Source organism: Allostreptomyces psammosilenae, assembly GCF_013407765.1.
Classification (GTDB): domain Bacteria; phylum Actinomycetota; class Actinomycetes; order Streptomycetales; family Streptomycetaceae; genus Allostreptomyces; species Allostreptomyces psammosilenae.
The window spans coordinates 1,105,607-1,130,343 of record NZ_JACBZD010000001.1 but is presented as its reverse complement, the minus strand read 5'-3'; the positions used below and the strand labels follow the sequence as shown (position 1 = coordinate 1,130,343).

The window sequence follows — 24,737 nt, the reverse complement described above, 5'->3', positions numbered from 1 at the left end:
GCCCGAATGCGGCGCGGTGCCGGCCCGCCGCGCGGTGTCTGTCGGCCCCGCCCCGGCTCTACCGCCGCTGGGAGGTGCGCCCGGCGCCGGCCGCGCGCCGCACGCCGTACAGCGCGGCGCCGGCCGCCAGCACGGCGGCGCCGGCCAGCACCGAGGAGAGCGGCAGGGAGAACGCCAGCACCAGGCATCCGGCCAGCCCCACCACGGGCACCGCACGCGGCGGGCGCCCCTCCGCGCGGGAGAGCGTCCAGGCGGAGGCGTTGGCGACGGCGTAGTACACCAGCACGCCGAACGAGGAGAACCCGATCGCGCCGCGCACGTCCCCCGTCGCCGCGACCACCGCCACCACCGCGCCGACCACCAGCTCGGCCCGGTGCGGCACCTTGGAGCGGGGGTGCACCGCGGCCAGGGCGGGCGGCAGGTGCCGGTCCCGGGCCATCGCCAGGGTGGTGCGGGAGACGCCCAGGATCAGCGCGAGGAGTGAGCCCAGCGCCGCCACGGCGGCGCCGACCCGCACGGCCGGGGAGAGCCAGCCCGCGCCCGCGGCGGCCACGGCGTCCGAGAGCGGGGCGGTGGCGTCGGCCAGCCGCTGCGGGCCGAGCACGGACAGGACGGCCACGGCGACGGCGGCGTAGACGACCAGGGTGATGCCGAGGGCGAGCGGGACGGCGCGGGGGATGGTGCGGGCCGGGTCGCGGACCTCCTCCCCCAGCGTGGCGATCCGCGCGTACCCGGCGAAGGCGAAGAACAGCAGCCCGGCCGCCTGGAGCACCCCGCCGAGGGTGGCGTCGGCGCCGACGTCCAGCCGGGCGGGGTCCGAGGCGCCGGAGGTGAGGGCGGCGACCGCCACCGCGCCGAGCACCGCCAGGACCACGGCGACGATCGCCCGGGTGAGCGCGGCCGACTTCCGCACCCCGGCGTAGTTGACCGCGGTCAGCGCCACCACCGCGGCGACCGCGACCTCGTGCGCCCGCTCGGGCCACACGTACGAGCCGACCGTGAGGGCCATGGCGGCGCAGGAGGCGGTCTTGCCCACGACGAACCCCCAGCCGGCCAGGTAGCCCCAGAAGGCGCCCAGCCGCTCGCGGCCGTAGACGTAGGTGCCGCCGGAGGCCGGGTAGCGCGCGGCGAGCCGCGCGGAGGAGGTCGCGTTGCAGTAGGCCACCACGGCGGCCAGGGCGAGGCCGAGCAGCAGGCCGGAGCCGGCGGCGCGGGCGGCGGGGGCGAGGGCGGCGAAGACGCCCGCGCCGATCATCGATCCCAGACCGATCACCACCGCGTCGGACAGCCCGAGCCGTCGGTGCAGTTCGTCCGGCATCCCCGCGGCGGTCGATGGCTCGCGCATGGCTCACTCCTCGGCGACACGGCCGCGTCGCATACGGGCGTCGATATCGGCTCACGATATATGAGCCCGCGCCGCCCTCCGCGGCCGGCGGGTGGTCCCGGCGTCCCGCCTGATCTACGATATTCCATGGATTTATGGAGGATGCATTGGTGGAGAGCACCGCAGCGCAGACCAGGGCCCGGCTGTACGACGCCTTCGCGGCCAGCGGCAAGGCGCTGGCCAGCGGGAAGCGCCTGGAACTGCTCGACCTGCTCGCCCAGGGGGAGCGCACCGTGGAGGCCCTGGCCAAGGCGGCCGGGCTGAACCTGACGACGGCTTCGGCGCACCTGCAGACGCTCAAGCAGGCCGGCTTCGTGGCCACCCGCCGGGAGGGCACGCGCGTCCACTACCGGCTCGCCGGCGACGACGTCGCCCAGCTGTTCGCGCTGCTCCGCAAGGTCGCCGAGCGGCACCAGGCCGCCGTCCCCGCCGCCCTGGACGCCTACCTCGGCCGGGACGGCGCCGCCGAGGTCACCCGCGAGGAGCTGCGCGCCCGGGTGGCGGCCGGGAACGTCGTGGTGCTGGACGTCCGCCCGGTGGAGGAGTACCGGGCCGGCCACATCCCCGGCGCCGTCTCCATCCCGATCGGGCAGCTGCGCGACCGGATCGACGAGCTCCCCGAGGACACCGAGATCGTCGTGTACTGCCGCGGCGAGTACTGCGTGCTGGCCCACGACGCGGTACGGCTGCTGACCGGCCTCGGCCGCCGGGCGATCCGGCTGAGCGACGGCATGCTGGAGTGGCGGCTGGCCGAGCTGCCCGTGGACGCCACCTGACCCCCACTCACCCACCCCGGCCGCCACCCGTCCTGGGCGGGTGGTGGCCGGGCCGGTCCGCGGCCACGGCCGCCCCAGCGAAGGAACCCCGTGACGAGCACCGCCCCCGCCGCGAGCGCGGCATCCCGCCACCCCGCGCCCACCCGGCACCCCCGTCCCGCCGAGGCCCAGCGCCGCGTCCTCACCGTCCTGGTCGCCTCCCAGGTGCTCAGCGGCGCCGGGCTGGCCGCCGGCATCACCGTCGGCGCCCTGCTCGCCCAGGACATGCTCGGCTCCGCCGGCCTGGCCGGCCTGCCCAGCGCCCTGTTCACCGCCGGTTCCGCGCTCGCCGCCGTCGCCGTCGGCCGGATATCCCAGGCGCACGGCCGCCGCCCCGGTCTCGCCGCCGGTTACCTCGCCGGCGCCGTCGGCAGCGCCGGCGTCATCGCCGCCGCCGTGCTCGACGCCCCCGTCCTGCTGTTCGCCGCGCTGTTCGTCTACGGCGCCGGAACCGCCACCAACCTCCAGGCCCGCTACGCCGGCGCCGACCTCGCGGCCCCCGCCCACCGCGCCCGCGCCCTGTCCACCGTCCTGGTCGCCACCACCCTCGGCGGCGTCGTCGGCCCCACCCTCGCCTCCCCCACCGGTGACCTCGCCCACGCGCTCGGCATCCCCCGGCTGGCCGGCCCCTTCCTGCTGGCCGGTGTCGCCTACGCCCTGGCCGCCGGCGTCCTCACCCTCTGGCTGCGGCCCGACCCGCTGCTGCTCGCCCGCGCCCTGCACGCCGCCGACCGCACCGCGGCGAGCGGTCCGGCGGCGGTCGCCACCTCCGACGCGGCCGAACGACGCGGCCCGGGCGTGCTGCCGGGGGCGGTGGTCATGATCGTCACCCAGTCGGTCATGGTCGCGATCATGACGATGACCCCGGTGCACATGCACGACCACGGCCACGGCACCACCGCCTCCGGCCTGGTGATCGCCGTCCACGTCGGCGCGATGTACCTGCCGTCGCCGCTGACCGGGTGGCTGGTCGACCGCCACGGCCGCGTCGCGGTGGCCGCCGCCTCCGGCGTCACGCTGCTGGGCGCCGGCATCCTCGCCGCGGTCGCGCCGGGCGACTCCGTCGCGCTGCTCGCCCTGGCGCTCGCCCTGCTGGGCCTGGGCTGGAACTTCGGCCTGGTCTCCGGCACCGCGATCATCACCGACGCCCTGCCCCTGGCCACCCGCGCCCGGACCCAGGGGCTGGTCGACGTCGCCATCGCCGTGGCCGGCGCCACCGGCGGCATGGCGTCCGGCGTCGTCGTCGCGGCGGCCGGCTTCCCCGTCCTCGCCCTGGCCGGGGGCGTCCTGGCGCTCGCCGTCCTGCCCGCCATCGCCGCCAGCGCGCGGCGCCGCGAGTCCTGACCCGCCCCGCCGGCCGGCCCCGGCTCCCCGGCGCTCACCGGCCGGATCGTCATCGGACCACGCTGCGCGGCCTTCGACCCATGCGGCTCGAAGTTCCGCGTTCTTCCACCACATGCCGCTAGAGGGCCCGAGGGGGACCCCCTGTTCTCAGGATCCCATGAGTGGATCACCGCGCGCAGCCCCCTTTCCGCGGCCTGTGGACAACTCCGCCGGCGGATGGCCCCCGTCCGGATGGGACGCCGCCGGGTTGGACGGCGGGCCCCGGCGGGCGCCAGGGTGGTGCCCGCCGGGGCCGTCCCCTGGCGCGAGGTCACCGGGGTCCGCGCGGCCGAGGTCGTTCGAGGGTGTGGAGGTTGCTTCCATGACGTACTTCCGCGGCACGCGCCGGGGCGCCGCCCGGGCCGCCGGAGTGCTGGCGCTCGTCGCGCTGGCGGCCTGCGGTCGGGACGCCGCCCCCGCGCCCGACTCGCCGGACGGCTCCCAGCGGCCGGCCCCGCCCGCGGCCACGGCCCCCGCGACCCCGGCGGCCACCGCCCCGGCGGCCACGACCCCGGCCGCTCCGGACGCGGAGTCCGTCGCCGACGGGCTGCGGGCGCTGGAGGACGAGTACGACGCGCGCCTCGGGGTGTACGCCCTGGACACCGGCACGGGCCGGGAGGTCGCCCACCGGGCCGACGAGCGGTTCGCGTACGCCTCCACGTTCAAGGCGCTGGCGGTCGGCGCCGTGCTGCGGGAGTACGGGGTGGAGGGGATCGGCGAGGTGGTCGAGTACTCGCGCGAGGAGCTGGTCGACCACTCCCCGGTGACCGAGAACTTCGTCGAGACCGGGATGAGCCTGCGCGAGCTGTGCGCCGCCACCCTCTGGTACAGCGACAACACGGCCGCCAACCTGCTGCTGGAGGCGCTCGGCGGGCCGGACGGCCTGGAGGCCGTGCTGGAGGACCTCGGTGACGAGGTCACCGAGATGGACCGGTACGAGCCGGAGCTGAGCGAGGGGACGCCGGGCGACGTCCGGGACACCAGCACGCCGCGCGCGATGGCCGGGAGCCTGCGGGCGTTCCTGCTCGGCGACGCCCTGGAGGCGGACGAACGCGAGCTGCTGCGGCAGTGGATGGCGACCAACACCACCGGCGAGACGCTGGTCGACGCCGGCCTGCCGGACGGGTGGACCGTGGCCGACAAGAGCGGCACCGCCGGGTACGGCGGGCGGAACGACATCGCCGTGGTGTGGCCGGCCGACGGCGGCGCCCCCATCGTCCTGGCGGTGATGTCCAGCCGCGACGAGCAGGGCGCCGAGCGGCGGGACGAGCTGATCGCCGAGGCCGCCGCCGCGGCCGTGCGGGGTCTGGGACGCTGACGGCCCGGCGGGCCGCCCCAGCGGCGGGGCTGCCGCCGGGGCGGGGGGCGTCCGTCCCCGGGCGTCGGGGCGGCGTGCCGCCTCAGTCGGCCAGGGCCTCCTCGGCCTCGGTGAAGAAGCGGTCCACCGCCTCGTCGACGCTGAGGGTGCCGTAGGAGATGTCCTCGTTGGCGCGGGCCAGCGCCAGCTCCACGGCGCCGGCTCCGGCGGGCGGCATCGGCGGCGTCTCCCCGAGGACGTCGGCGACCCGCTGCTCGTACTCGGCGACGGCCAGGTCGTGGCCCTTCAGGTCGGCGGCCTCCAGCTGGGCCTCGGTGGCCGGGATGCCCCGGACGCTGCCCAGGATCGCGCCCGCCTCGGGGTCGTTGATCAGGAAGTCGATCAGGGCGGCGGCCTCCTCCGGGTGGTCGCTGTTCGCCGACATGCTGAGCATCACGCCCGGCTTCATGTACAGCCCGCTCGGCCCCCCGGGGTCGGTGGTGGGCGGAGCCGCCAGGGCGAGTTCGGCGTCGGTCTCCGCCGAGTAGCGGACCAGGAAGTTGTCCCAGGCGAACTCGGAGGCGATGAGCCGCTGGGTGAGCGGGGACTCCGGGGAGATCTGTTCCGCGATGCCGGGATCCACCAGCTGGTCCGCGTCGAGCTTGTCCTTGCCCTCCTGCAGGAACCGGCGGACCCGCTCGCGGCTGACGGCGAGCTGCCCGTCCTCCGTGTACAGGGCGGATCCCTCCTGGCGGAGCTGGAGTTCGAGCACGTAGAGCACGCCCGAGTAGCCCGGCCCGGCCTTGACGTCGGTGTCGGCCATGGTCGCGTATGCCTCGTGGTACTGGTCCCACGTCCAGCCCTCGGCCGGGTCCGGGAGCCCGGCGGCCTCGAAGGCGGCGGGCTCGTAGACCATCGAGTAGACGTTGCTGCTGGCCGGGACGGCGTACCGCGCGCCGTCGATCACCCCGGACTCCTCCAGGCCGGGCCGCAGGCCGTCGGTGCGGATGGTCTCCCCGGCCGGTCCCTGGCCGAGGTCCGCGAGGACGTTCTTGTCGCTGTACTCGCGCAGGTACTGCACGTCCATCTGCATCACGTCCGGCGTGCCGCCCCCGGCCGCCTCGGTGGCGATCTTCTGCCAGTACGACTCGAAGGAGGAGAACGTCGGCTGGACGTCGATGGTGGGGTTGCGTTCCTCGAACAGGTCGATGGCCTGCTGCATGAGTTCGGCCCGCTCGGCGTTGCCCCACCAGGAGTAGCGGATCTCGACGCCTCCGCCCGAGCCGCCGTCCCCGCCTCCGCAGCCGGTGGCGAGGAGCATGCTCACGGCGATCCCCGCCCCGGCGGCGGCGCGGCGGGCTCTGTGTCTGGACGGCATGGGACCTCCCTGGTAGCCCGGGCTTCCTCGTCCCGGCTGGGCAGCCACATTGCTCCACGACCAACACACAGTCAACATCTTCGAACGTGATTGATAGAAAGTGGTCACGAACGCCAATGTCGCTCATGAACGCTCGTGAACGATTGCGACCGTCCCCTATGCTGTGATCGTCGTGGGGCCGCGCGGTCCTCACCGCCACCGTGCCGGCCGCCCGGCGCGCCTGGGCGGCCACGAGCCCCACAGAGCGGAAGGAGCAGCGTGTTCGCGGAGGAGCGCCACGATTCCCTGTTGGCGGAGCTACGCACTCGCGGGGCGGTGCGCGTCGCCGACCTCGCGGCCCGCTTCGGGGTGTCCGCCGGGACGATCCGACGTGACATCACCGAACTCGCCGGGCAGGGGCGCCTCACCCGGGTGCGCGGGGGCGCCATCTCGCTGCCGGCGCCCGGCGGCGAGCCGCCGCGCCAGGCGGTCCCCGAGCCGTCCCGGGAGCCCGCCCCGGAGGCCGCCGCCGTACCGGGGGGACCGGTGCTCGGGCTGTTGGTGCCCTCGGTCACCTACTACTACAGCCAGGTGGTCGCCGGCGTCCGGGCCGCGGCCGCCGAGCACGGCGCCCGGGTCGTCATCGGCCTCACGCCCTACGACAGCCCGCGCGACCTGGTCCAGATCGAGGAGCTGTGCGCCTCGGGCGCCGAGGGGCTGCTGATCGCCCCCAGCGGGACCGGCCACAGCGTGCCCTCCGAGCTGCTGGACCGGCTGCGCGCCCGCCGGGTGCCCTTCGTCCTGGTCGAGCGCCAGCCCGAGGACCCCTTCGAGCCCTGCGACCTCGTGGTCTCCGACCACCGGCAGGGCGCCTACGCGGCCGTGCGCCACCTCGCCGGGGGCGGGCACCGCAAGGTCGCCCTGTTCGCCTCCGCCAGCCCCACCGCCTCCCTGGTCGCCGAGGGGCACGCCGAGGCCGTGCGCCGCCTCGGCCTCGACGACGCCCCCCGGCACCTCACCAAGGCCCCGGCCCGGCGCTCCGCGACCGTCGCCGAGGACCACGCGCGGTTCATCGACGACTGCCTGGCCACCGGGACCCGCGCGGCCCTGGTGCACTCGGACCAGGACGCCATCGAGATGCAGCAGCTGCTGCGGGCCCGGAACCTCCAGGTGCCCGAGGACCTGGCGCTGGTCGCCTACGACGACGAGATCGCCGCCCTGGCGGAGGTGCCGCTCACCGCGGTCTCCCCGCCGAAGCGGCAGCTCGGCGAGCGCGCCGCGCACCTGCTGCTGGAGAGCCTGGCGGCCGAGGAGCCCGCGGCGCACCGCCAGCTCACCCTGCAGCCGCGGTTGGTGGTGCGGGAGTCGTGCGGGCGCGCGAACTCCCCCGAGGTCGCCGCGGCGCGGGGCTGAACGCGGCACCGGGTCCAGCCCGGCCGGACGACACGGCGGTGCTCCGCCCCCTCGGCGAGGGAGCGGAGCACCGCCGTTCGCTGACCGGTCAGCGCGCGCGGATGCGCAGGAAGGTGACGGAGTTGGGTTCGAAGGTGTAGCTGAACTGGTTGTCCACGCCGCGGAACCGGGACTCGACCGGCCGGATCGGCTGGTTGGTCGCGTCGTGGGTGGCGGTGGGGTCGCCGGCCAGGGTGGTGACCCGGGCGGTGTGGTTCACCCGGACGCCGTCGCCGAGGTCGATCCGGGTGCGGGCGGCGGTGTCCTGGGCGTTGACGACCTTGACGATCAGTTCGCCGGTGCGGTCGTCGCGGGTGACGACCTGGCGGAACGGCTCGGCGGTGTTCTCGTCGACGAAGCTGCCCCACTCCTGGCCGTCGAGGAACAGCTTCACCTCGGTGCCGCGGACCTGGATGTGGACGTCGTACTCGCGGCCGGTCTCGATCGTCGTGCCGTCCGCGATCAGGGTCTCCTTGGTGCCGGCGGTGGCCTTCTCCACGGCGGACTGGGTGTTGTTCCAGCCGCCGAGGTTCCACCAGTAGTAGTTGCCGGTGTCCCTGACGCCGAAGGCGATCAGGAAGCCCTCGGCGCCGGAGCGCTTGGTCGCCTTCAGGTGCAGGTCGTAGTCGCGCCAGGCCGGGTCGCCGGCGGTGACCAGGGTGTTGGTGGCGGCGGTGTCGGTCTGCAGGTAGGCGCCGTCCTGGACGGTCCAGGTGCCCGCGGGGACGGCGTGCGTCCACCGCGCGGCGCCCTGGGAGAAGTCGTCGGCGAACAGTTCGGTGCCGTCGGCGGAGACGACCCGGACGTCGTCGTAGGCGGCGCTGGTGGCCCAGGTGGACAGTCCGACGGCGCCGGTGATCGGCTCGGTCAGCGCCGGGGTGCCGGTGGCCCGGCTGGGCACGACCGCGTCGCCGACGTTGTTGCCGAACAGCCGCTGCACCTCGTAGTTGGGGGTGGACCAGGAGGTCGAGTTGTCGAACCAGATCAGGTCCGGGCTCCACTGGACCGAGTCCTCGTGTGCCAGCACGGGGGCGTAGGAGGCGAGCCGCACGACGTCGGCGTTGCGTTCCAGGCCAGTCATGTAGGCGGCCTCGGCCAGGGCGTTGTAGTGGGTGTTGCCGCGCGAGGCGTACTCGCCGAGGAAGACCTCGGGGCCCTCGCGGTCGTAGGAGTCGTAGCGCGCGTTGTTCTCCAGCATCCACTGCGGGGAGACGTAGTAGTGCTCGTCGACCAGCTCCACCCCGGCCTGCCGGTTCAGCGCCCAGAGCCGGTCGAAGGTGGCCCCGTCGGGTGCGGGACCGGAGTTGGAGACGACCGTGATGTCCGGGTACTCGGCCTCGATGGCCGCGCGGAACCGGACGAAGCGCTCGAAGAAGGCGTCGGGCAGGTTCTCCTCGTTGCCGACCTGGACGTGGGTGAGGCCGAACGGCTCGGGGTGGCCCATCTCGGCGCGCAGGCGGCCCCAGGTGGAGTCGACCGGGCCGTTGGCGAACTCGATCAGGTCCAGGGTGTCCTGGATGTGGCGCTGCAGCAGGATCGGGTCGTCCGTGGCCCGGTTCTCTCCGCAGCCGGTCACCAGCGCCGGGACGACGGGCAGCGGCATGGCGCCGATGTCCTCGGCGAACTGGAAGTACTCGAAGTAGCCCAGGCCGTAGGTCTGGTTGTAGCCCCAGAAGTTGTGGTTGGTGGCGCGTTCCTCGATCGGGCCGACGGTGTCCTTCCACTGGTAGGAGCGTTTCCGCGGCCAGTTCGGCGCCTCGTAGGCCTCGTGGCTGCCGGTGTTGACCAGGCAGCCGCCGGGGAAGCGCAGGAAGCCGGGGTTCAGGGCGGCGATCTTCTCGGCGAGGTCCTTGCGCAGCCCGTTCGGCCGGTTCTTGTAGGTCTCCTCCGGGAAGAGGGAGACCATGTCCAGCCGGACGGTTCCGCCGCCGCCCGCGGTGACCACCAGGCTGCCGTCGGTGGCGGAGGTGGTCGGGGTGACGGTCGCGCTGTACTTGGTCCACTCGTCGCCGCGGACGTCGATCGCCAGGTCGGCGGCGAGCGCCTGGCCGGCCGCCGTGCGCAGGGAGACGGTCAGCGGGGTGCCCGCGGGGTTGTCGGTGCGGGCCCAGACGGAGAACGTGTAGCTGTCGCCGGCGGTGAGCGCCATGCCGGTGTGGAAACCGGCGTTGCTCACGCCGTACCCGGCCCCGGCGCCCGCCCCGCCGTCCAGGTCGAGCCGCAGGTAGTTGCGGTTGCGTTCGTTGAGGCGCTCGGCGTCGTCCACCACCCGCAGCGAGCCGGTGGCGCCACCGGTCGCGGTCTCCCGCCACGCCGTCAGGCCCGTGTAGGAGCCGGAGTCCGCCGGGTTGAACTCGAAGGAGCGGTTGCGGACGAGTTCGGGGTACAGGCCGCCGTCGGCGGCCGAGTTGATGTCCTCCAGGAAGACGCCGTACATGGTGTCGGCGATCTCCGGGCCCATCGCGGTGGAGTCGATCGTGATCGAGTAGTCGGTGGTGTCGGCCGCCACCGGGGCGCCCCCGGCCGTGCCCGGCACCGCCACGGCGGCGGTGGCCAGCACTGCGGCCAGGACGCCCCTCCCCCGTACGGCTCTCCTCGGCATGCTGCTCCTTCGTGCTGGAAGGGGTCGGATCCATGCGTGATCATGCCCACGACAGCTCGCGCGCCGATGGTTCCTCGATTGTTAGCGCGAACAGGGTTCGGCGGAGTTCAGTATGGAGGCGGCGCGAACCAGGTCAACCCCTCGCGCGGCGCGCGCGGGCGGCGGCCGACGCCCGGCCGGGCCACCGCACCGCCCCCGGTGCCGCCATGAGACCGCAGGTCACCGCCCACAATGCGGTGACCGGGACGACCGCAGCACGGATGCTGGCCACTATCGGACGGGCCGTCAGCACCGGGCCGCCCCGGCCGGCGACGGCGCCCGGCCGTCCGGCCGCGGCGTCGCCGGCCGCGTCGGGCGTGGCTCCTGGAACGGCAGGGATGTTAGCGACCACAACGGCGGCCCGAACTGGGCCTCTCCTGCGTGGACACGGAGAGCGGGGCGGCCGCCCCCCGGGACGGCCGCCCCGCGCGTGGGGCAGGGGTCGGTCAGCGGATCAGCCGACCGTGCACGCCGCGCCGTTCAGGGTGAACCCGGTGGGCGATGCCGTGTTGCCGGTGTGGCCGGCCTGGTAGCCGATGCCGACGCTGGCGCCCGGGTTGATGGTGGCGTTGTAGGCGGCGTTGGTCGCCGTCACCGCGCCGCTGGACGGTGCGTAGGTCGCGCCCCAGCCGGAGGTGATGGTCTGGCCGGAGGGCAGGGTGAAGCGGAGGGACCAGCCGTTCACCGGCGTGGTGCCGGTGTTGGTGACGCTGATGGAGGCGGTCAGGCCGGTGTTCCAGGCGCTGGTGGTGACGGTGACCCGGCAGGCACCGGTTCCGGGATCCGGGTCGGGCCCGGGGCCGGGGGTGCTGCCGTCCAGCCCGAAGAAGTGGACGGCGCGGGCGGCCATGTCACCGGAGGGCAGGTCGTGGCCCGCGCCCTGGATGCTGATGGCCTCCACCGGTGCCTGGTCACCGGTCGCGCCGTAACGGGTGCGGGTCCAGTTGGCCTGCGGGGAGTCGGTGCGCGCCGGCGTCTGGGTGAGACCGTGCACGTTGGTCCACTGCTTGATCTCCTCCCCGAAGTTGGGGTAGCGCAGGATGCTGTCCTCGGTGCCGTGCCACAACTGCATGCGCGGCCGGGGGCCGGTGTAGCCGGGGTAGGCCGCGCGCACCAGGTCGCCCCACTGCTGCGGGGTGCGGATGACGGTGCCGTTGGCGCAGGCGCTGTTCCAGCCGGAGCCGTCGGTGGTGGCGAAGCAGCCGAACGGCACGCCCATGAAGGCGGCGCCGGCGGCGAAGACGTCGGGGTAGTTGCCGAGCAGGACGTTGGTCATCATCGCCCCGGAGGAGGCGCCGGTGACGAACACCCGGCCGGTGTCGGCGTTGTGGGTGCGCACCACGTAGTCGACCATGGAGCGGATGCCGACCGGGTCGCTGCCGCCGCCCCGGCGCAGCGCCTGGGGCGAGGAGACGTCGAAGCACTGGCCGCTGCGGGTGGCGGACGGGTAGATGACGATGAAGCCGTAGCGGTCGGCGAGCTGGGAGAAGCCGCTGCCGGCGTGGAAGGCGGGGCCGGTGCCGGTGCAGTAGTGGTTGGCGACCAGGACCGCCGGGCGCGTGGTGACGCTGTCCGGGACGTACAGGTGCATGCGCAGGTTGCTGGGGTTGCTGCCGAAGTTGGTGACCTCGGTCAGGGTCGCGGCGGCGGCGGGGGGCGCGGCGAGGAGGAGCGCCGCCAGCATCGGCATGACCACGCCCAGCAGGGCGGAGAGCGTCGTGCGGAGCGGGGTGCGCGCCGTGCCCCTTGTTGTGTTGGACACGTCAAAAATCCTTTCTGGACCGTTGCTCGTCGGGGTGGCGCGGCCGCCTGAGCCGCCGGGGCGGCTCCGGGGGCCGTGGTGCGCGTGCTCGTCGACGTGGCGGGAGCGCCGGGCGGGCACCGTCGTGAGGTCTCGCGGCACCGCCCGCGGGGCCGGCTCGGCCGGCCCCGCGGGCGGCGGGTCACTGGAACAGTGTCAGCGGGACGGCCTGGGCCATGGCCCGGGCGCCGGCGTCGTTGGGGTGGAGGCCGTCGCCGCTGTCGTAGCGGGGGTCGAGGCGGTCTGGCTGCCCGGGGTCGCGCAGCGCGGCGTCGAAGTCGATGACGCCGTCGTACTCCCCGCTGGTCCGGATCCAGGTGTTGACCTGCTGGCGCGCCGCCTCGTTCTGGGGGCTGGAGAAGCCGAGGCTGTCGCCGGCGAAGGGGAGGATCGTGCCGCCGTAGACCCGCAGGCCGCGTTCGTGGGCCCGGGCGATCAGCTGCCGGTGGCCGGCGATGATCTCCTCGGCGGTGACGCGCTCCGACTCGGGGGCGACCGTGCCCGGGTGGCCGAGGTCGTTGACGCCGAGCAGGACGACGACGTACCGGGCGCCCGGCTGCGCGGCGACGTCCCGGTCGAAGCGGCGCAGCGCGCTGTGCCCGAAGTAGGCGGCGTAGGCCTCGGCCGGATGGCCGGCCGGGGGGTTGGGGTCGTGCAGCAGGCGGTTGCCACTGATGCCCTGGTTGAGGACGCCGATGCCGGCGGTGCGCGGGGAGCCGCGCAGCCGCTCCGCCAGCAGGTCCGGCCAGCGGTGGTTGGCGTTCACGGTGGTGTTGCCGCCGTCGGTGATGGAGTCGCCGAGGGCGATCACGGCCGCACCGCGGTCCGGCGCGGGGGCCGCGGCGGCGTCGGGCCCGGTCCGGACGCTGACCGTGGAGAGGAAGTACCAGCGGTCCAGGGTCCGGGTCGCCTCGATGTCCTGCCGCGCGGTCACGTTGCCGTCGGCGACGTAGTTGTGCTGGAAGGCGAAGGCGTGCGTGGTGCTGCCGGGCGTGTGGTGCGGCAGGTAGAGGCTGATCACCAGGTCGGCGCCGGCGGGCACCCGGAGGGTCACCGGGTCGCTGAGGGCGGGCGCGCCGGCGGGGATGGTGGTGGAGGGCCGCCCGCCGAAGGTGAGCGGCCGGTCGGTGTCGCGCAGGGTGCGCGCGCCCGCGGCCCGGGTGTCGCGCAGGGCGATCCGCGCCTCGCCGATGACCAGGGGGGTGGTGCCGAACTCGTTGGTCAGCCGCACCCGCACGGCGCCGCCGCCGACGCTGGCGTGGACCACCTGCCGGATGGTCTGGTCCTCGAAGACGGTGGTGTCGCCGGCGGGGACGGTGGTCGGCGCGGTGGCCCAGGTCCCGGTCCAGGCGGTCGCCGCCGGCGGGGTGGGGGTCGGCCGGGTGGGGACGGCCTCGGCGCGGGGCGCGAGCAGTCCGAGCACCAGGAGGCCGGCCAGTGCGAGCAGCGCGGCGGGCGTGTGCCGGAGCGCCGCGGGGCCGAGGGGACGTCCAGTGGTGATGGGTCGCATCCGGGCTCCTCAGCCGCGCCGGGCCGGCAGGTCGAACCGCCAGCCGCGGGAACGAAGGTCGGGGATGATCCGTTCGACGGCGTCGACGGTCGGGGACCGGTCGCCGCCGCCGTCGTGCAGCAGTACGACGGCGCCGGGCGTCACGCCCTCCAGGATCCGGCGGACCAGTTCGTCGGCCGGGGTCGGCTCCCAGTCCGCGACCGCCAGCCGCCAGCCCAGCGGTTGCATGCCGAGGTCGGCCGCCACCGTCCCGGACTGTCCCCAACTGCCGTACGGGGCGCGGAAGTAGGGTATTCGGGCGCCCGGGACGGCGCGGCGGATCGCGGCGCTGGTCTGGAGCAGGTCCGCGCGCACGCGTTCCGGTTCCCAGGACGCCATGTCGTCGTGGTGCATGCTGTGGTTGCACAGGACGTGGCCGTCGGCGGCGATCGCCCGGACGATGTCGGGGTGGGCCAGGACGTAGTCGCCCCACAGGCAGAAGACCGCCTTGACCCGGTGCTGGCGCAGCACCTCCAGCAGGCGGGGGGTGTCGGCCGGGTTCGGGCCGTCGTCGAAGGTGAGCGCCACGGTGTTCCCGCCGCGTCGGGTGGAGTCGACGATGGTGTCGTTGGCGGGCACGGCCTGGGCCGGCCCCGCCAGGGTGACGGCACTCAGGCACACGGCGACGCTCAGCATCAGCGGGACCCAGGAGCGGCGCGGGCGGCGCCCCGGGCGTCGACCGCGGTGGGTGATCGCGCTCACGATCTCTTCCCCTTTCGGGTCGCCCGTGAGCGGCGCCGGGCGCCGTGCCACGGGACGAGCCCTCGAAAGTTTCGTTAAGTATCCGGTAGGTGATGGGACGATAGGTACCGGGAAGAAGGGCGTCAATACCTCTCGCGACGGTCTCCCACACGCCCTGGCGCACGGCCGGGACTGGCCAGGCCAGCCGAAACTTTCCAGCCCTCGTCGGCCGGACGGCGGGCGGCAGCACCCGGGGACCGGCTCGAAAGGTTGCCCGAAGGGCCGGTGGTCCGCCGCTGGGCGCGTTCCTATCCTGCTGCCCCGCTCCGCGCTGGGCACCGCCGGCCAGGCCCCCATGGTCGGCCCCGGCCGTGGCGTCACGCCCCTGCCGAGGAGGAGCCGCAGATGCCGACGCTCAAGGTCGACGACGCCGTGATCGCCTACACCGACACCGGGCCCCCCTCGGGCCGACCCGACGCGCCGACCGTCGTGTTCGGCCACGGACTGCTGTTCAGCGGCTGGATGTTCCACCCGCAGATCGCCGCACTGCGGCGGCGCTACCGCTGCGTGGCGCTGGACTGGCGCGGCCAGGGCGCCACCCCGGCCACCGCCTCCGGGTACGACATGGACACCCTGACCGACGACGCCACGGCCCTGATCAGGGCGCTGGGCGGCGCGCCGGTGCACTACGTCGGCCTGTCGATGGGCGGATTCGTGGGACAGCGCCTCGCCGCACGCCACGGCGGACTGCTGCGCTCGCTGACGCTGCTGAACACCAGCGCCGACGCGGAGGACCCGAGCCGGCTGGGGCGGTACCGGCTGCTGGCCTCCGCCTACCGGGTCGGCGGCATCATGCTGGTGCGCCGCCAGGTGCTCCCGCTGATGTTCGGACCGGCGTTCCTCGGGTCCCGGGGGAGCCGGCCGGTGATCGACGAGTGGACCAGGCGCCTGCGCCGGCCGGGCCGCGCGGGGGTGCGCCGGGCGGTGCTCGGCGTCACCGACCGCGCCCCCGTCCGCGCGGAGCTCGGCAACATCCACCTGCCCACCCTGGTCGTCGCCGGCGCCGACGACCGCGCCCTACCGCCGGCCGAGGCTGAGCGGATCGCGGCCGGGGTCGCGGGAGCACGGCTGGAGACGCTGCCCGCGACCGGCCACAGCAGCACCCTGGAGCGGCCGGACGCCGTCACCGACCTGCTGCGCGACTTCCTCGCCACGGTGGACCGGGGCTGATCCACCGCCGGCGCCGGTCACCGCCCGTTGGCAACCGCGCGCCGACGACCGCGCACCGGGCCGCCGCACGGGGCCCTGCCGGCCCCCGCCCCCGGCCTCCGGCGGGACACGCGCGGGCGCCGGGGCGAGGTGGATCCTCGCCCCGGCGCCCGCACCCGGTGTCGCGGCGGATCACTCCGCCTTGCCGGTGAGCTCGTAGCCCGCCTCGGTGACGGCGGCGGCCACCGCGGCGAACTCCAGCGGCCGGTCGCTGCCGACGGTGACCCGGCCGCTGGACAGCTCGACGTCCACGGACCGCACGCCGTCCAGGGCGCCGACCTCCTCGGTGACGGACGCGACGCAGTGGCCGCAGGTCATGCCGCTGACCAGGTACACCTCACTGATCGGAGCGGCCTCGGCCGCGGGCGCGGCGGTGGAGCAGCTGCCGCAGCAGGACCCGGTCCCGGCGGTGGCGGCGGTCGCGGTGGTCGCGTTCTCGGACATGGCTCTCCTCGTGGTGGCTGCTCGGCGGATGGTCGGGGCGGGCCGTCCCGGGCTTCCGGGGGCCTCGCCTCAGCCCCGAATGTAGTACCCCCTGGGGGTATGTGTAAAGCGCGGTGCGCCGGCGCCGCCGGACGGCCGTTCCCGCCACCGGGTGACACGCGGACCGGACCAGCACATACCGCCCGGGAGTATCCGTAGACTGTGCCGCATGTGCATCACGAGGAGCCCGCGCACCCCGGTGACGCCCGCGCTGACGCGGGCCGCCGGGGTGCTGGCGCTCCTCGTCGGCCTGCTGGGCATGCACGGCCTGGCCGCTCCGGCCGGCTTCGCCACCGAGCGCCACCCCGCCCCCGCCCCGCCTGCGGCGGCGACGGCACCGCTCGATCCGCACGCGCCCGGCCACCGGGCCGGCCGGGCGGGCCCGCCGGACCACCCGGAGGAGCGGCGGGAGGACCACCGCCAGGGCGGCGTCGACCACGCCACGCACGTCGGGCCGAGCTGCCTGGCCCCGGGCGTCGTCGGCGGCCCGGAGCTGCCGGTGCCGGGCCCCGCTCCGCTGTCCGGGACGGGCGGCCAGGCCGCGCCCGCCCACGCCAACCTCGCACCGGCCGGCGAGGCCGATCGGGCGCCTCCCGATCTCGCCGCGCTGTCCGTCCTGCGGATCTAGACCGACGGGTCACCGGGGCCGCGCCACGCCGGCCCCTGCTCCGACACGCCCGCCACCGTCTGGAACGACCTCGCAGGAGAACCATCGTGAACACCCGCAAGCTCGGCATCGTCCGTACCACCGCCCTCGCGGTCGCCGCCCTGGCCACCGCCGGCGCGCTGACCGGCTGTGCCGGCGGGGAGCAGGACACCGCCACCGCCGGCGGCGCCGGCGCCGGCGCGGCGGCCGACCCCAGCGGCTCGGCCACCGTGCCGGCCGGCGAGCACAACGCGGCCGACGTCGCCTTCGCGCAGGGCATGATCCCGCACCACCGGCAGGCCGTGGAGATGGCCGAGCTGGCCGCCGACCGGGCCGCCGACCCCGCCGTGCGCGACCTGGCCGACGCCGTCGAGCGGGCCCAGCAGCCCGAGATCGACACCATGACCGCCTGGCTCACCGCCTGGGGCGAGGACGTCCCCCAGCAGGGCGACATGGGCGACATGGACCACGGCGGCCACGGCGACCACGGCTCGCCCAGCGCGTCCGAGGGCGACGGCATGATGACCGAGGAGGAGATGGCCGAGCTGGAGGCCGCCTCCGGCACCGAGTTCGACCGGATGTGGATGGAGATGATGATCCGCCACCACGAGGGCGCGGTCGCGATGGCCACCACCGAACAGCAGGACGGCGCCTACCCGCCGGCCGTGGAGCTCGCCGGCCAGGTCATCCGGACCCAGCAGGCCGAGATCGACCGGATGCGGCAGATGCTCGACGAGCTCGGCCGGCGGGGCTGAGACACGCGTCGGGGGGCGGCGTTCCGCCGCCCCCCGACGTGGAGGTCCTCAGTGCTCGTGGCCCCCCTCGGCCGGGGCCTCCCCGTGCTCGTCGGCCGCGTGCTCCTCGGCCTCGGACCCGGTCGGTGACGAGCCGTCGGCCGCCGTGGTGGTGAACCGGGCCAGGCGCACCTCGCCCGCGTGCTGGAACTCCAGGAACAGGTGGTAGTCGCCCGGGCTGGGGACCTCCGCCTGGAAGACGATCCGCGGCCCGTCGGGGCCGGTCTGCTCGACCGGGTGGACGTGCAGGTACGCCAGGTCGCCGGCGCGGAGCGCCACCAGGTGGCCGAGCGCGCCCAGGTACGGCTCCAGGTCGGTGACCGGCTCCCCGTCGCGCGTCACGGTGAAGGTCAGCGTCGAGGCGGCGCCCGCCGCCGTCTCCCCGGACAGGGCCACCTCGAACTCCCCCACCCGGGCGGTGCGCACCTGCGCGGAGGGCACGGCGGCGGGGGCCGGTGCTCCGGGGCCGGCGACCAGGAGGTCCGTGGCGAGGGTGAGTTCCCGGGCGGCGCCGGCCGCCGCGAAGTCGGCGAAGACCTTGTAGCCGCCGCCCCGCTCCGGGGTGAACGGCACGCTCCAGGTGCCCTCCGCGTCCCGGACCGGGTGCAGGTGCTGGTAGTCGGCGAGGTCCCGGCTGACCACGATCAGGTGGAGTTCCCGCTCGTGGCGGAGCTCGTAGCGGGTCACCGGGGCGCCGTCCGGCCCGAGCAGCCGCAGCCGCAGTTCCCCCGCCCGTCCCGCGGCGTGGCCCTGGTCCAGCAGTTCGAGGCGGTAGCCGTCCTGGGTCACGGCGAGGCCCGCGGACTGCTCCACCGGCGCCGGGGCGCCGGTGGGGCCCGGACCGGGGTCCGCGGCGTGGCCGGCCGGGTGGTCGGCCTCCGCGCCGGGGGACGCGCTCGGGGCCGGGTCCGCCCGCACCGGGCCGACGGCGTCGCCCACGCCCATCGCCCCCACGAACACCACGGCCAGGCCCGCGACATAGACGGCCACCCTGGTGGCTGTGTTCATGATCGTCCCCCATCTCTTCGGTTTCCGGGCGTCGGGAGTCCCGCGGCCACCGCGGCGGCGGAACGACACTCGGAGGATACCCATAGGGGGTATGGGTGGCAAACGGATGCCGGCTACCCCTGGGGGGTAGGGGGTGTCGCGGGGGTAGGAGGTGTGGCCAGGCTCCGGGGGCCGTCCCGGCACGGGGGCGGCGCTACCCGCGCGAGAGCCGCTCGGCGATCCGCGCGCGCACCCGCTCGGTGAGCTGCGCCAGCGGTTCGGAGGCGGTCGGCCGGGGCGGCTCGGGATCGGTGATCCGCCGCGCGGCCCCGGGGAGTTCGGCGAGATCGGCCAGGAAGCGCTGGCGCGCCACCGACAGCGGGGCGGGCTCACCGGTCCGCCGGCCGTCCCGCATGACGGTCTCCAGCAGCGGCGCGCCGCCGGGCGGCGGGGCCTCCTCCCGCAGGGCGATCACGTCGGCGAACCCCGGGGCGCGGAAGACCTGCTTCGGTGCCGGTGCCGTCACCTTCGCCGAGGACAGCTTCATCACCGGACGGCCGTCGTACTGCACCAGCTTGTAGGCGGAGTCGAGGTAGGGGGCGTCGGCGGACACGCCGACCCGGGTGCCCACGGCGTAGACGTCGATCGGCGCCCCGGAGCGGACCAGCGCGTCGACGGCGTACTCGTCCAGGCTGCCGCTGGCGATGACGCGCACCTGGGACAGCCCGGCCGCGTCCAGGACGCGCCGGGCCCGCACGGCGAGCTCGCCGAGGTCTCCGCTGTCCAGCCGGACCGCGCAGCCGGGGCCGTGGCCGAGGTCGCGCAGCACCCGGGCGGCCACCGCGACGCCGGCCTCGGTGTCGTAGGTGTCCACCAGGAAGGTGACCGGTCCGGGATGGGCGCGGGCGAAGGCGCGGAAGGCCGCCTCCTCACTGGGGAACGTCTCGACGTAGGAGTGCGCCATGGTGCCGGTGGCGGTGAGGCCGTAGGCGGTGGCGGCGGCGACGTTGCTGGTGGCGGCGAAGCCGACCAGGGCGCCCAGCCGGGCCGTCCGCATGCCCGCCTCCACACCGTGGGTGCGGCGCAGCGAGAAGTCCACCACCGGGCGGCCGTCCGCCGCCAGCACGCACCGGGCGGCCTTGGAGGCGATGGTGGTCTGGTGGCTGACCTGGTTCAGCAGGTACGTCTCGACGAGCTGCGCCTGCGGCAGCGGCGCGGTGACCTCCAGCAACGGCTCGCCCGCGAGCACGATCCGGCCTTCCGGCACGGCCCGCACCTCTCCCCGGAAGCGCAGCCCGAGCAGCGGCGCGAGGTCGGCCGAGGGCCGCCCCATGGCGGCGGCCAGGGCGTCGACGTCGGCGGGGCCGACGCGCAGCCGGGCGAGGTAGTCCAGCGCCGACTCCAGCCCGGCGGCGACCAGGAAGCCCCGGTTCGGCGGGAGCTTCCGGACGAACAGGCTGAAGGTGGCCTCCCCGCCCATGCCCTCCCTCAGATAGGCCAGGGCCATGGTGGCCTCGTACAGATCGGTCGTCAGTGCGTCGGAGATCGTGGCATCGGACATCGTGCGTGGGCTCCCTCGCCGCTGGCGGCTACCCCGGCCGCGGGCGGCGAACCGCGGTGCGCGCGGCGAGCCGGACCGGACCGCTTTAGCGCTTAAGGAAACAGTGCGTACCGACTCGTTGACATGAACTCAACGATTCGTGATGGTGGAACTCGGCAGGCACTGGCCCGATCCTTCACCCGCTCCCACAAAACCGCCGCTGACCAGCCAGAATGGTGTCACCCGAGAAGCGGCGGGGTCGCCTGCCCGCCGCGCGACGGACACCCGCCCGCCGGTGTCCGCGCAGCCCGCCGCGCAACTGAAGGGTTTTTGTCATGCCGCCCAGGATTCCCCGCCTCGCCCTGGCCGCGCTCCTCCTCCTTCCCTTGCTCGCCCTCCCGTCGGCATGGGGCCGGGCCCTCGCCGCGGACCCGGCCACGGTCACCACCGGCACGGTGGAGACCGGCAACTACTTCCACGGGGTCAGACCCGACGACGGCGTCCCGGACAACGCCGGCGGTCTGATCCCCTTCACCTCCGGCGAACTGTTCGACCACGACCTGAGCCAGAACGTCGGCTGGCGGGGCAGGGCGGACGCCCCGAAGACCGTCGCGGTCGTCTTCGACCTGCTCAGGGACGTCCCCCTGGAGTCGATCACGCTGCTGAGCAACGCGCCCAACCAGTACTGGGGGTTCGACGAGGCCACCGTCACCTACCGGTCGGAGGCCGCCACCACCTACTCCGTCGCCCAGGTGGCCACCCGCGCCCGCACCGAGCTGAACTACCGGCTGACCGTCCCGATGCACGACCGCTCCGCCCGGTTCGTCCGGATCGAACTGCTGCGCAGGAACCAGTACCTGCACATCCCGCTGACCGAGATCGAGCTGCGGCAGGGCACCGGCACACCCGGAGCGGACCCCGCGCCGCCGCTGACCGCCGAGCAGATGCGCGCCGAACTCGCCCGGTACACCCGGCTCGTCGACCGCTACGGGCAGTACCTCTACCAGGACTGGCCCGGCAAGATCACCTCGGACCAGCAGTTGCGCGACGACGCCGCCCGGGAGGCCGCCCACCTCGCCACGGTCGAGTGGGACCGGAGCCGGTACGACCGCTACGGCGGCCTGCGCCAGCTGGGGAACCACCGGGCCACCGGGTACTTCCGGCTGGAGAAGGTGGACGGCCGCTGGTGGTTCGTCACCCCGCAGGGCCACCTGTTCTTCCTCAAGGGCGTCGACGCCGTCTCCGACCAGGAGTGGGGCTACGGCACCGTCTACCGCAACCCCGACGGCAGCGCCCGGGACGTCTTCGCCGAGCTGCCGGATCCGGACGCCTACGCCCCCGCCTACGGAACCTCCCGGTACGGCGACGTGGTCTCCCTGCTGCGGGCCAACCTGATGCGCAAGTACGGCCCGGACTACCAGGAGGCCTGGCGGGAGGTCACCCGCAGGCGGCTGATCGACTGGGGCTTCAACGCCTTCAGCAAGTGGACCCGCGACCCCGCCATCGAGGCCCCCTACATCGAGCAGGTGACCGTGCCGCCCGACGCGGTGCGGATCCTGTGGGCACCCGACCCCTTCGACCCCGAGTGGCAGGCCAAGCTCGACCGGCACGTCGACGTGACCGCGCTGCGGCACGACCCCTGGCTGATCGGCTACTTCTTCGACAACGAACGCGGCTGGAACCGGGACGTGGTGGCCGAGGCGCTGCGCCGCGACGGCACGCTGCCGGCCAAGCGGGCGTTCTCCGCCTACCTGGCGGACGCCTACGGCGGCGACATCGCCCGGGTCAACGCCGTGCTGGGCACGGCCGCGTCCTCCTTCGAGGAACTGACCGCCACGCCCGTCGACGTCGCCCGCGTCCCCGCCGCCGACCTCAGCGCCTTCATCACCCTGGCGTCCGAGGAGTACTACGCCGGCATCCGCCAGGCCATCCGCGCCGACGACCCGAACCACCTGTTCCTCGGCTCGGCCCTGGTCCCCGGTTGGCGCTCCAGCACCGAGTGGATCGTCGGCGGCAGGGCGCACCTGGACGCCATCTCCCTGGACGTCTACAGCGACAACGCCGGCTACCTCGCGCAGTTCGAGCCGTACGACAAGCCGGTGCTGAACCTGGAGTACTCCTTCAACTGCGCCGGTCGCGGCCTGCGGGCCATCAACGCCGCGGTGAGCTGCGCCGACATCGCCGACCGGGGCGAGAAGTACCGGGCGTTCCTCCAGGCCCAGGCGGCGAGCCCGGTGTTCGTCGGCTCCGGCTGGTTCGTCTACTACGACCAGGCGGTCACCGGCAGGCCCGGCGACGGCGAGAACTACAACTTCGGCCTGGTCAACCAGCAGGACCAGCCCTACACCGAGATGACCGACATCATGCGCGACACCAACCGGACCATCGAGTTCGCCCACCTCGGCGGGGCGTCCGGCTGACGGGCGGTCCCGGAGCGCTCCCCCCACCCGGCCCGCCCCCGCGACGCCCGGCGTCGCGGGGGCGGCACCACCCCGGCCCCGTCCCCCGGGCACGAAGCTCCCCGGCACGAAGCTCCCCGGCAGAAAGCCCACGGCAGAAGACTCCCGGCAGAAAGGCAGGCACCGCGTGAGGCCTCGCACCCGCCCCCAACGGCCCGTCACCGTGGCGGCGCTCGCGCTCTCCCTCCTCCTCCCCACCTCCCTGGCCCCCACCACCGCATCCGCCCTGGCCCCCGGTGGCGGCGCCGCGTCCGCCGCCACGACCCAGGCCGTCCTGGTCAACCAGTCCGGCTACGACGTCGACCGGCCCAAGCGGTTCACCGCGCCGCTCGCCGATGAGGGCAGCCCGTTCACCATCACCCGGCAGGGGAACGCCACGGTGCTGTTCCGGGGCGAGGTGCGCGGCGGGGTCGGCGACTTCACCGCCTTCCAGCCGACCGCGCCCGGACCGTACGTGGTGACCGTCACCGGGAGCGCCGGCACCGGCAGCTCCCACCCGTTCGGCATCGGCCCCTACTGGACGTACCGGGTCTCCCTCCAGCGGGCCGTCGACTTCATGGTGGAGTCCCGCTGCGCCCACGGGGACGCCGCCGCGCTGGTGCACACCGATCCGGCCGGCAACCACTGCAACCGCGGGAACACCGGCGTGGCCTGGCGCGACAGCCACCAGTTCTCCTTCGAGCTCCAGGGGCTGATCCGGCTGTTCCTCACCAACCCGGACGCCTTCACCCGTGCCCCGGCCACCGGCCGCTACGACGGGCTGGCCGTCCCCACCACGCCGGACGCGCCGGAGATCGTCAAACTCATCAACTGGGGCGTGGACCTCTACCTGCAGGGCCGGGTCAACCACGACCTGCTCAAGGAGCAGCTGGCCTGGTTCCTGTACGCCTATCCGCACCTGTCGCGCTGGATTCCGCGCGCGCAGTACGACCGGGCCCGCGACCACCTGGTGCGGCTGTGGGGCGATCCGGCCCGGGACCGGTGGAACTGGTACGACGTCGAGCACAGCGCCGACCTGTTCCAGACCCAGACCGTCATCGGCACCGGCAAGGGCTCCCTCCCGCCCGGCCACTCGATCATCCCCAACCTGATGATGTACGAGGTCGCCCGGAGGGACGGCCTGCCGGACCCCGACCGCTACTTCCGGGCCGCCCACGACCAGGCGGCGTGGATCATCGCCCACCTGGACTGGAACGACCCCGCCACCACCAAGGGCCAGCGGATGAGCGAGCACATCACCGTGGAGGCCCTGGCCTACTTCCTCAAGCGGTACGGCGCCCGGGCCCCGATCGGCCTGCGGGAGAAGATCACCCAGTGGGCCGACGTCGCCATCGCCCGGTCGGACAACATGTGGGACTTCCGCCGCTACTCCGACACGCTGTGGGTCATCCCGCAGTACAACGAGCCGGGCAACGTGGCCGGGTTCCCCGCCGCCGCGCTCGCCGCCGCCCGGGTCCTCGACGACCCGGAGCGGATCGCGGCGCTGCGCCGGATCGCGACGGCCCAGATCGACAACGTCTTCGGGCGCAACCCGGCGGACGCGCACTTCTCGCACGACGCCGCGACCCCCGAGGGCTTCGAGGGCGTGGAGCGCGGCTGGCCGGAGGAGTACCCGCCGGGGCAGGGCGCCGGGGAGCTGGAGGAGGTCCGCGGCGTGCTCGACGGCTCCCCCAAGGAGGCCAGCTACCCCTACGACCCCGCAGCCGACCTCGGGTACACCGAGGGCTGGGTGGCCTTCAACAGCGCCTGGAACGCCAGCCTGTCCCAGCTGGCCAGCGACCAGTCCGTGATGCGCGGCTACCGGGCGGACCGGCTCGGCGCGATCAGCCGGATCGCGGTGGGCGAGGAACTGGCCGTCCGGCTGCGGGCGCCGCTCAACCTCGACGCGGCGACGGCCGAGTCGGCGGTGGTGCGGGTGACCGGCAGCGGCGGCGACGTGGAGACCGTCAGCGTGCGGGAGGCGTCGGCGAGCGCCCTCGACTTCTGGGCGAACCTGCGCACCGGTGCCGGTGCGGCACGGCCGGGCGACGGGATCCTGCAGACCGCCCCCGGCGAGACCATCACGATGAGCTACGGGCTGGACGTCTACCGCACGGCGGCGACCGTCACGGTGGTCGCGCCCACCACCTGACGGCCGCCCACGCCGGTGCCCCCGCGGAGGTCTCGACGCGGGGGCACCGGCGGCGCCCGGCCCGCGCG

General features: G+C 74.7%; 18 protein-coding genes. 9 read left to right on the top strand and 9 right to left on the bottom strand.

Going from position 1 to position 24,737, the window contains the following annotated elements:
• Positions 1–58: 58 nt before the first annotated feature.
• Positions 59–1,345, bottom strand: a complete 1,287-nt coding sequence (locus tag FHU37_RS04430) for an APC family permease (protein WP_179812914.1) — start codon at positions 1,343–1,345, stop codon at positions 59–61.
• Positions 1,346–1,494: 149 nt separating this feature from the next.
• On the opposite strand from FHU37_RS04430, the gene FHU37_RS04425 reads away from it, so the two are divergent.
• The 3 genes from FHU37_RS04425 to bla all read left to right on the top strand — a co-directional run bounded on the left by FHU37_RS04425 (position 1,495) and on the right by bla (position 4,900).
• Positions 1,495–2,160, top strand: a complete 666-nt coding sequence (locus FHU37_RS04425) for an ArsR/SmtB family transcription factor (RefSeq protein WP_312892417.1) — start codon at positions 1,495–1,497, stop codon at positions 2,158–2,160.
• Positions 2,161–2,250: 90 nt separating this feature from the next.
• Positions 2,251–3,543, top strand: a complete 1,293-nt coding sequence (locus FHU37_RS04420; RefSeq protein ID WP_179812912.1) for an MFS transporter — start codon at positions 2,251–2,253, stop codon at positions 3,541–3,543.
• A 361-nt stretch (positions 3,544–3,904) separates the two neighbouring features.
• Positions 3,905–4,900 carry a class A beta-lactamase gene (gene bla, locus FHU37_RS04415; protein ID WP_179812911.1) on the top strand — a complete coding sequence of 332 codons (996 nt, stop codon included), beginning with the start codon at positions 3,905–3,907 and terminating at the stop codon, positions 4,898–4,900.
• A gap of 82 nt (positions 4,901–4,982) precedes the next feature.
• Here bla and FHU37_RS04410 read toward each other — a convergent pair whose 3' ends face one another.
• Entirely contained in the window at positions 4,983–6,257 is a 1,275-nt protein-coding gene (locus tag FHU37_RS04410; protein WP_179812910.1) for an ABC transporter substrate-binding protein, read from the bottom strand.
• Between the two features lie 258 nt (positions 6,258–6,515).
• On the opposite strand from FHU37_RS04410, the gene FHU37_RS04405 reads away from it, so the two are divergent.
• The gene (locus tag FHU37_RS04405; protein WP_179812909.1) at positions 6,516–7,649 is read left to right on the top strand and encodes a substrate-binding domain-containing protein; all 1,134 of its coding nucleotides are present in this window, start codon (positions 6,516–6,518) and stop codon (positions 7,647–7,649) included.
• Between the two features lie 88 nt (positions 7,650–7,737).
• On the opposite strand, the gene FHU37_RS04400 is transcribed toward FHU37_RS04405, so the two are convergent.
• The 4 genes from FHU37_RS04400 to FHU37_RS04385 all read right to left on the bottom strand — a co-directional run bounded on the left by FHU37_RS04400 (position 7,738) and on the right by FHU37_RS04385 (position 14,381).
• Positions 7,738–10,290: an alpha-L-arabinofuranosidase family protein gene (locus FHU37_RS04400; RefSeq protein WP_179812908.1), complete on the bottom strand. Its 2,553-nt coding sequence runs from the start codon at positions 10,288–10,290 to the stop codon at positions 7,738–7,740.
• Positions 10,291–10,783: 493 nt separating this feature from the next.
• Positions 10,784–12,091: an extracellular catalytic domain type 1 short-chain-length polyhydroxyalkanoate depolymerase gene (locus FHU37_RS04395; RefSeq protein ID WP_376773890.1), complete on the bottom strand. Its 1,308-nt coding sequence runs from the start codon at positions 12,089–12,091 to the stop codon at positions 10,784–10,786.
• 181 nt (positions 12,092–12,272) lie between these two features.
• Positions 12,273–13,640 carry an SGNH/GDSL hydrolase family protein gene (locus FHU37_RS04390; protein ID WP_179812907.1) on the bottom strand — a complete coding sequence of 456 codons (1,368 nt, stop codon included), beginning with the start codon at positions 13,638–13,640 and terminating at the stop codon, positions 12,273–12,275.
• Positions 13,641–13,649: 9 nt separating this feature from the next.
• Positions 13,650–14,381, bottom strand: coding sequence for a polysaccharide deacetylase family protein (locus FHU37_RS04385; protein WP_218903938.1), 732 nt, complete (start codon positions 14,379–14,381; stop codon positions 13,650–13,652).
• Positions 14,382–14,765: 384 nt separating this feature from the next.
• Here FHU37_RS04385 and FHU37_RS04380 point away from each other — a divergent pair, with 384 nt between their 5' ends.
• Complete coding sequence (locus tag FHU37_RS04380) at positions 14,766–15,590, top strand: alpha/beta fold hydrolase (protein WP_179812906.1); 825 nt, start codon at positions 14,766–14,768, stop codon at positions 15,588–15,590.
• A 171-nt stretch (positions 15,591–15,761) separates the two neighbouring features.
• On the opposite strand, the gene FHU37_RS04375 is transcribed toward FHU37_RS04380, so the two are convergent.
• The gene (locus tag FHU37_RS04375; protein ID WP_179812905.1) at positions 15,762–16,073 is read right to left on the bottom strand and encodes a heavy-metal-associated domain-containing protein; all 312 of its coding nucleotides are present in this window, start codon (positions 16,071–16,073) and stop codon (positions 15,762–15,764) included.
• Between the two features lie 208 nt (positions 16,074–16,281).
• Here FHU37_RS04375 and FHU37_RS04370 point away from each other — a divergent pair, with 208 nt between their 5' ends.
• Complete coding sequence (locus tag FHU37_RS04370; protein ID WP_179812904.1) at positions 16,282–16,740, top strand: DUF6153 family protein; 459 nt, start codon at positions 16,282–16,284, stop codon at positions 16,738–16,740.
• Positions 16,741–16,826: 86 nt separating this feature from the next.
• Positions 16,827–17,513 carry a DUF305 domain-containing protein gene (locus FHU37_RS04365; RefSeq protein WP_179812903.1) on the top strand — a complete coding sequence of 229 codons (687 nt, stop codon included), beginning with the start codon at positions 16,827–16,829 and terminating at the stop codon, positions 17,511–17,513.
• Between the two features lie 48 nt (positions 17,514–17,561).
• Here the strand turns inward: FHU37_RS04365 and FHU37_RS04360 are convergent, their stop codons facing one another.
• On the bottom strand, positions 17,562–18,560 hold the full coding sequence (locus tag FHU37_RS04360) for a DUF8832 domain-containing protein (protein WP_179812902.1): 999 nt from the start codon (positions 18,558–18,560) through the stop codon (positions 17,562–17,564).
• Between the two features lie 193 nt (positions 18,561–18,753).
• Positions 18,754–20,085 (bottom strand): nicotinate phosphoribosyltransferase, encoded by a 1,332-nt coding sequence (locus FHU37_RS04355; protein ID WP_179816012.1) that lies wholly within the window; start codon positions 20,083–20,085, stop codon positions 18,754–18,756.
• Positions 20,086–20,414: 329 nt separating this feature from the next.
• Here FHU37_RS04355 and FHU37_RS04350 point away from each other — a divergent pair, with 329 nt between their 5' ends.
• Both FHU37_RS04350 and FHU37_RS04345 read left to right on the top strand, forming a co-directional pair.
• The gene (locus tag FHU37_RS04350; protein WP_179812901.1) at positions 20,415–22,499 is read left to right on the top strand and encodes a hypothetical protein; all 2,085 of its coding nucleotides are present in this window, start codon (positions 20,415–20,417) and stop codon (positions 22,497–22,499) included.
• Between the two features lie 166 nt (positions 22,500–22,665).
• On the top strand, positions 22,666–24,669 hold the full coding sequence (locus FHU37_RS04345; protein ID WP_179812900.1) for an early set domain-containing protein: 2,004 nt from the start codon (positions 22,666–22,668) through the stop codon (positions 24,667–24,669).
• The last annotated feature ends 68 nt before the right edge of the window (positions 24,670–24,737 follow it).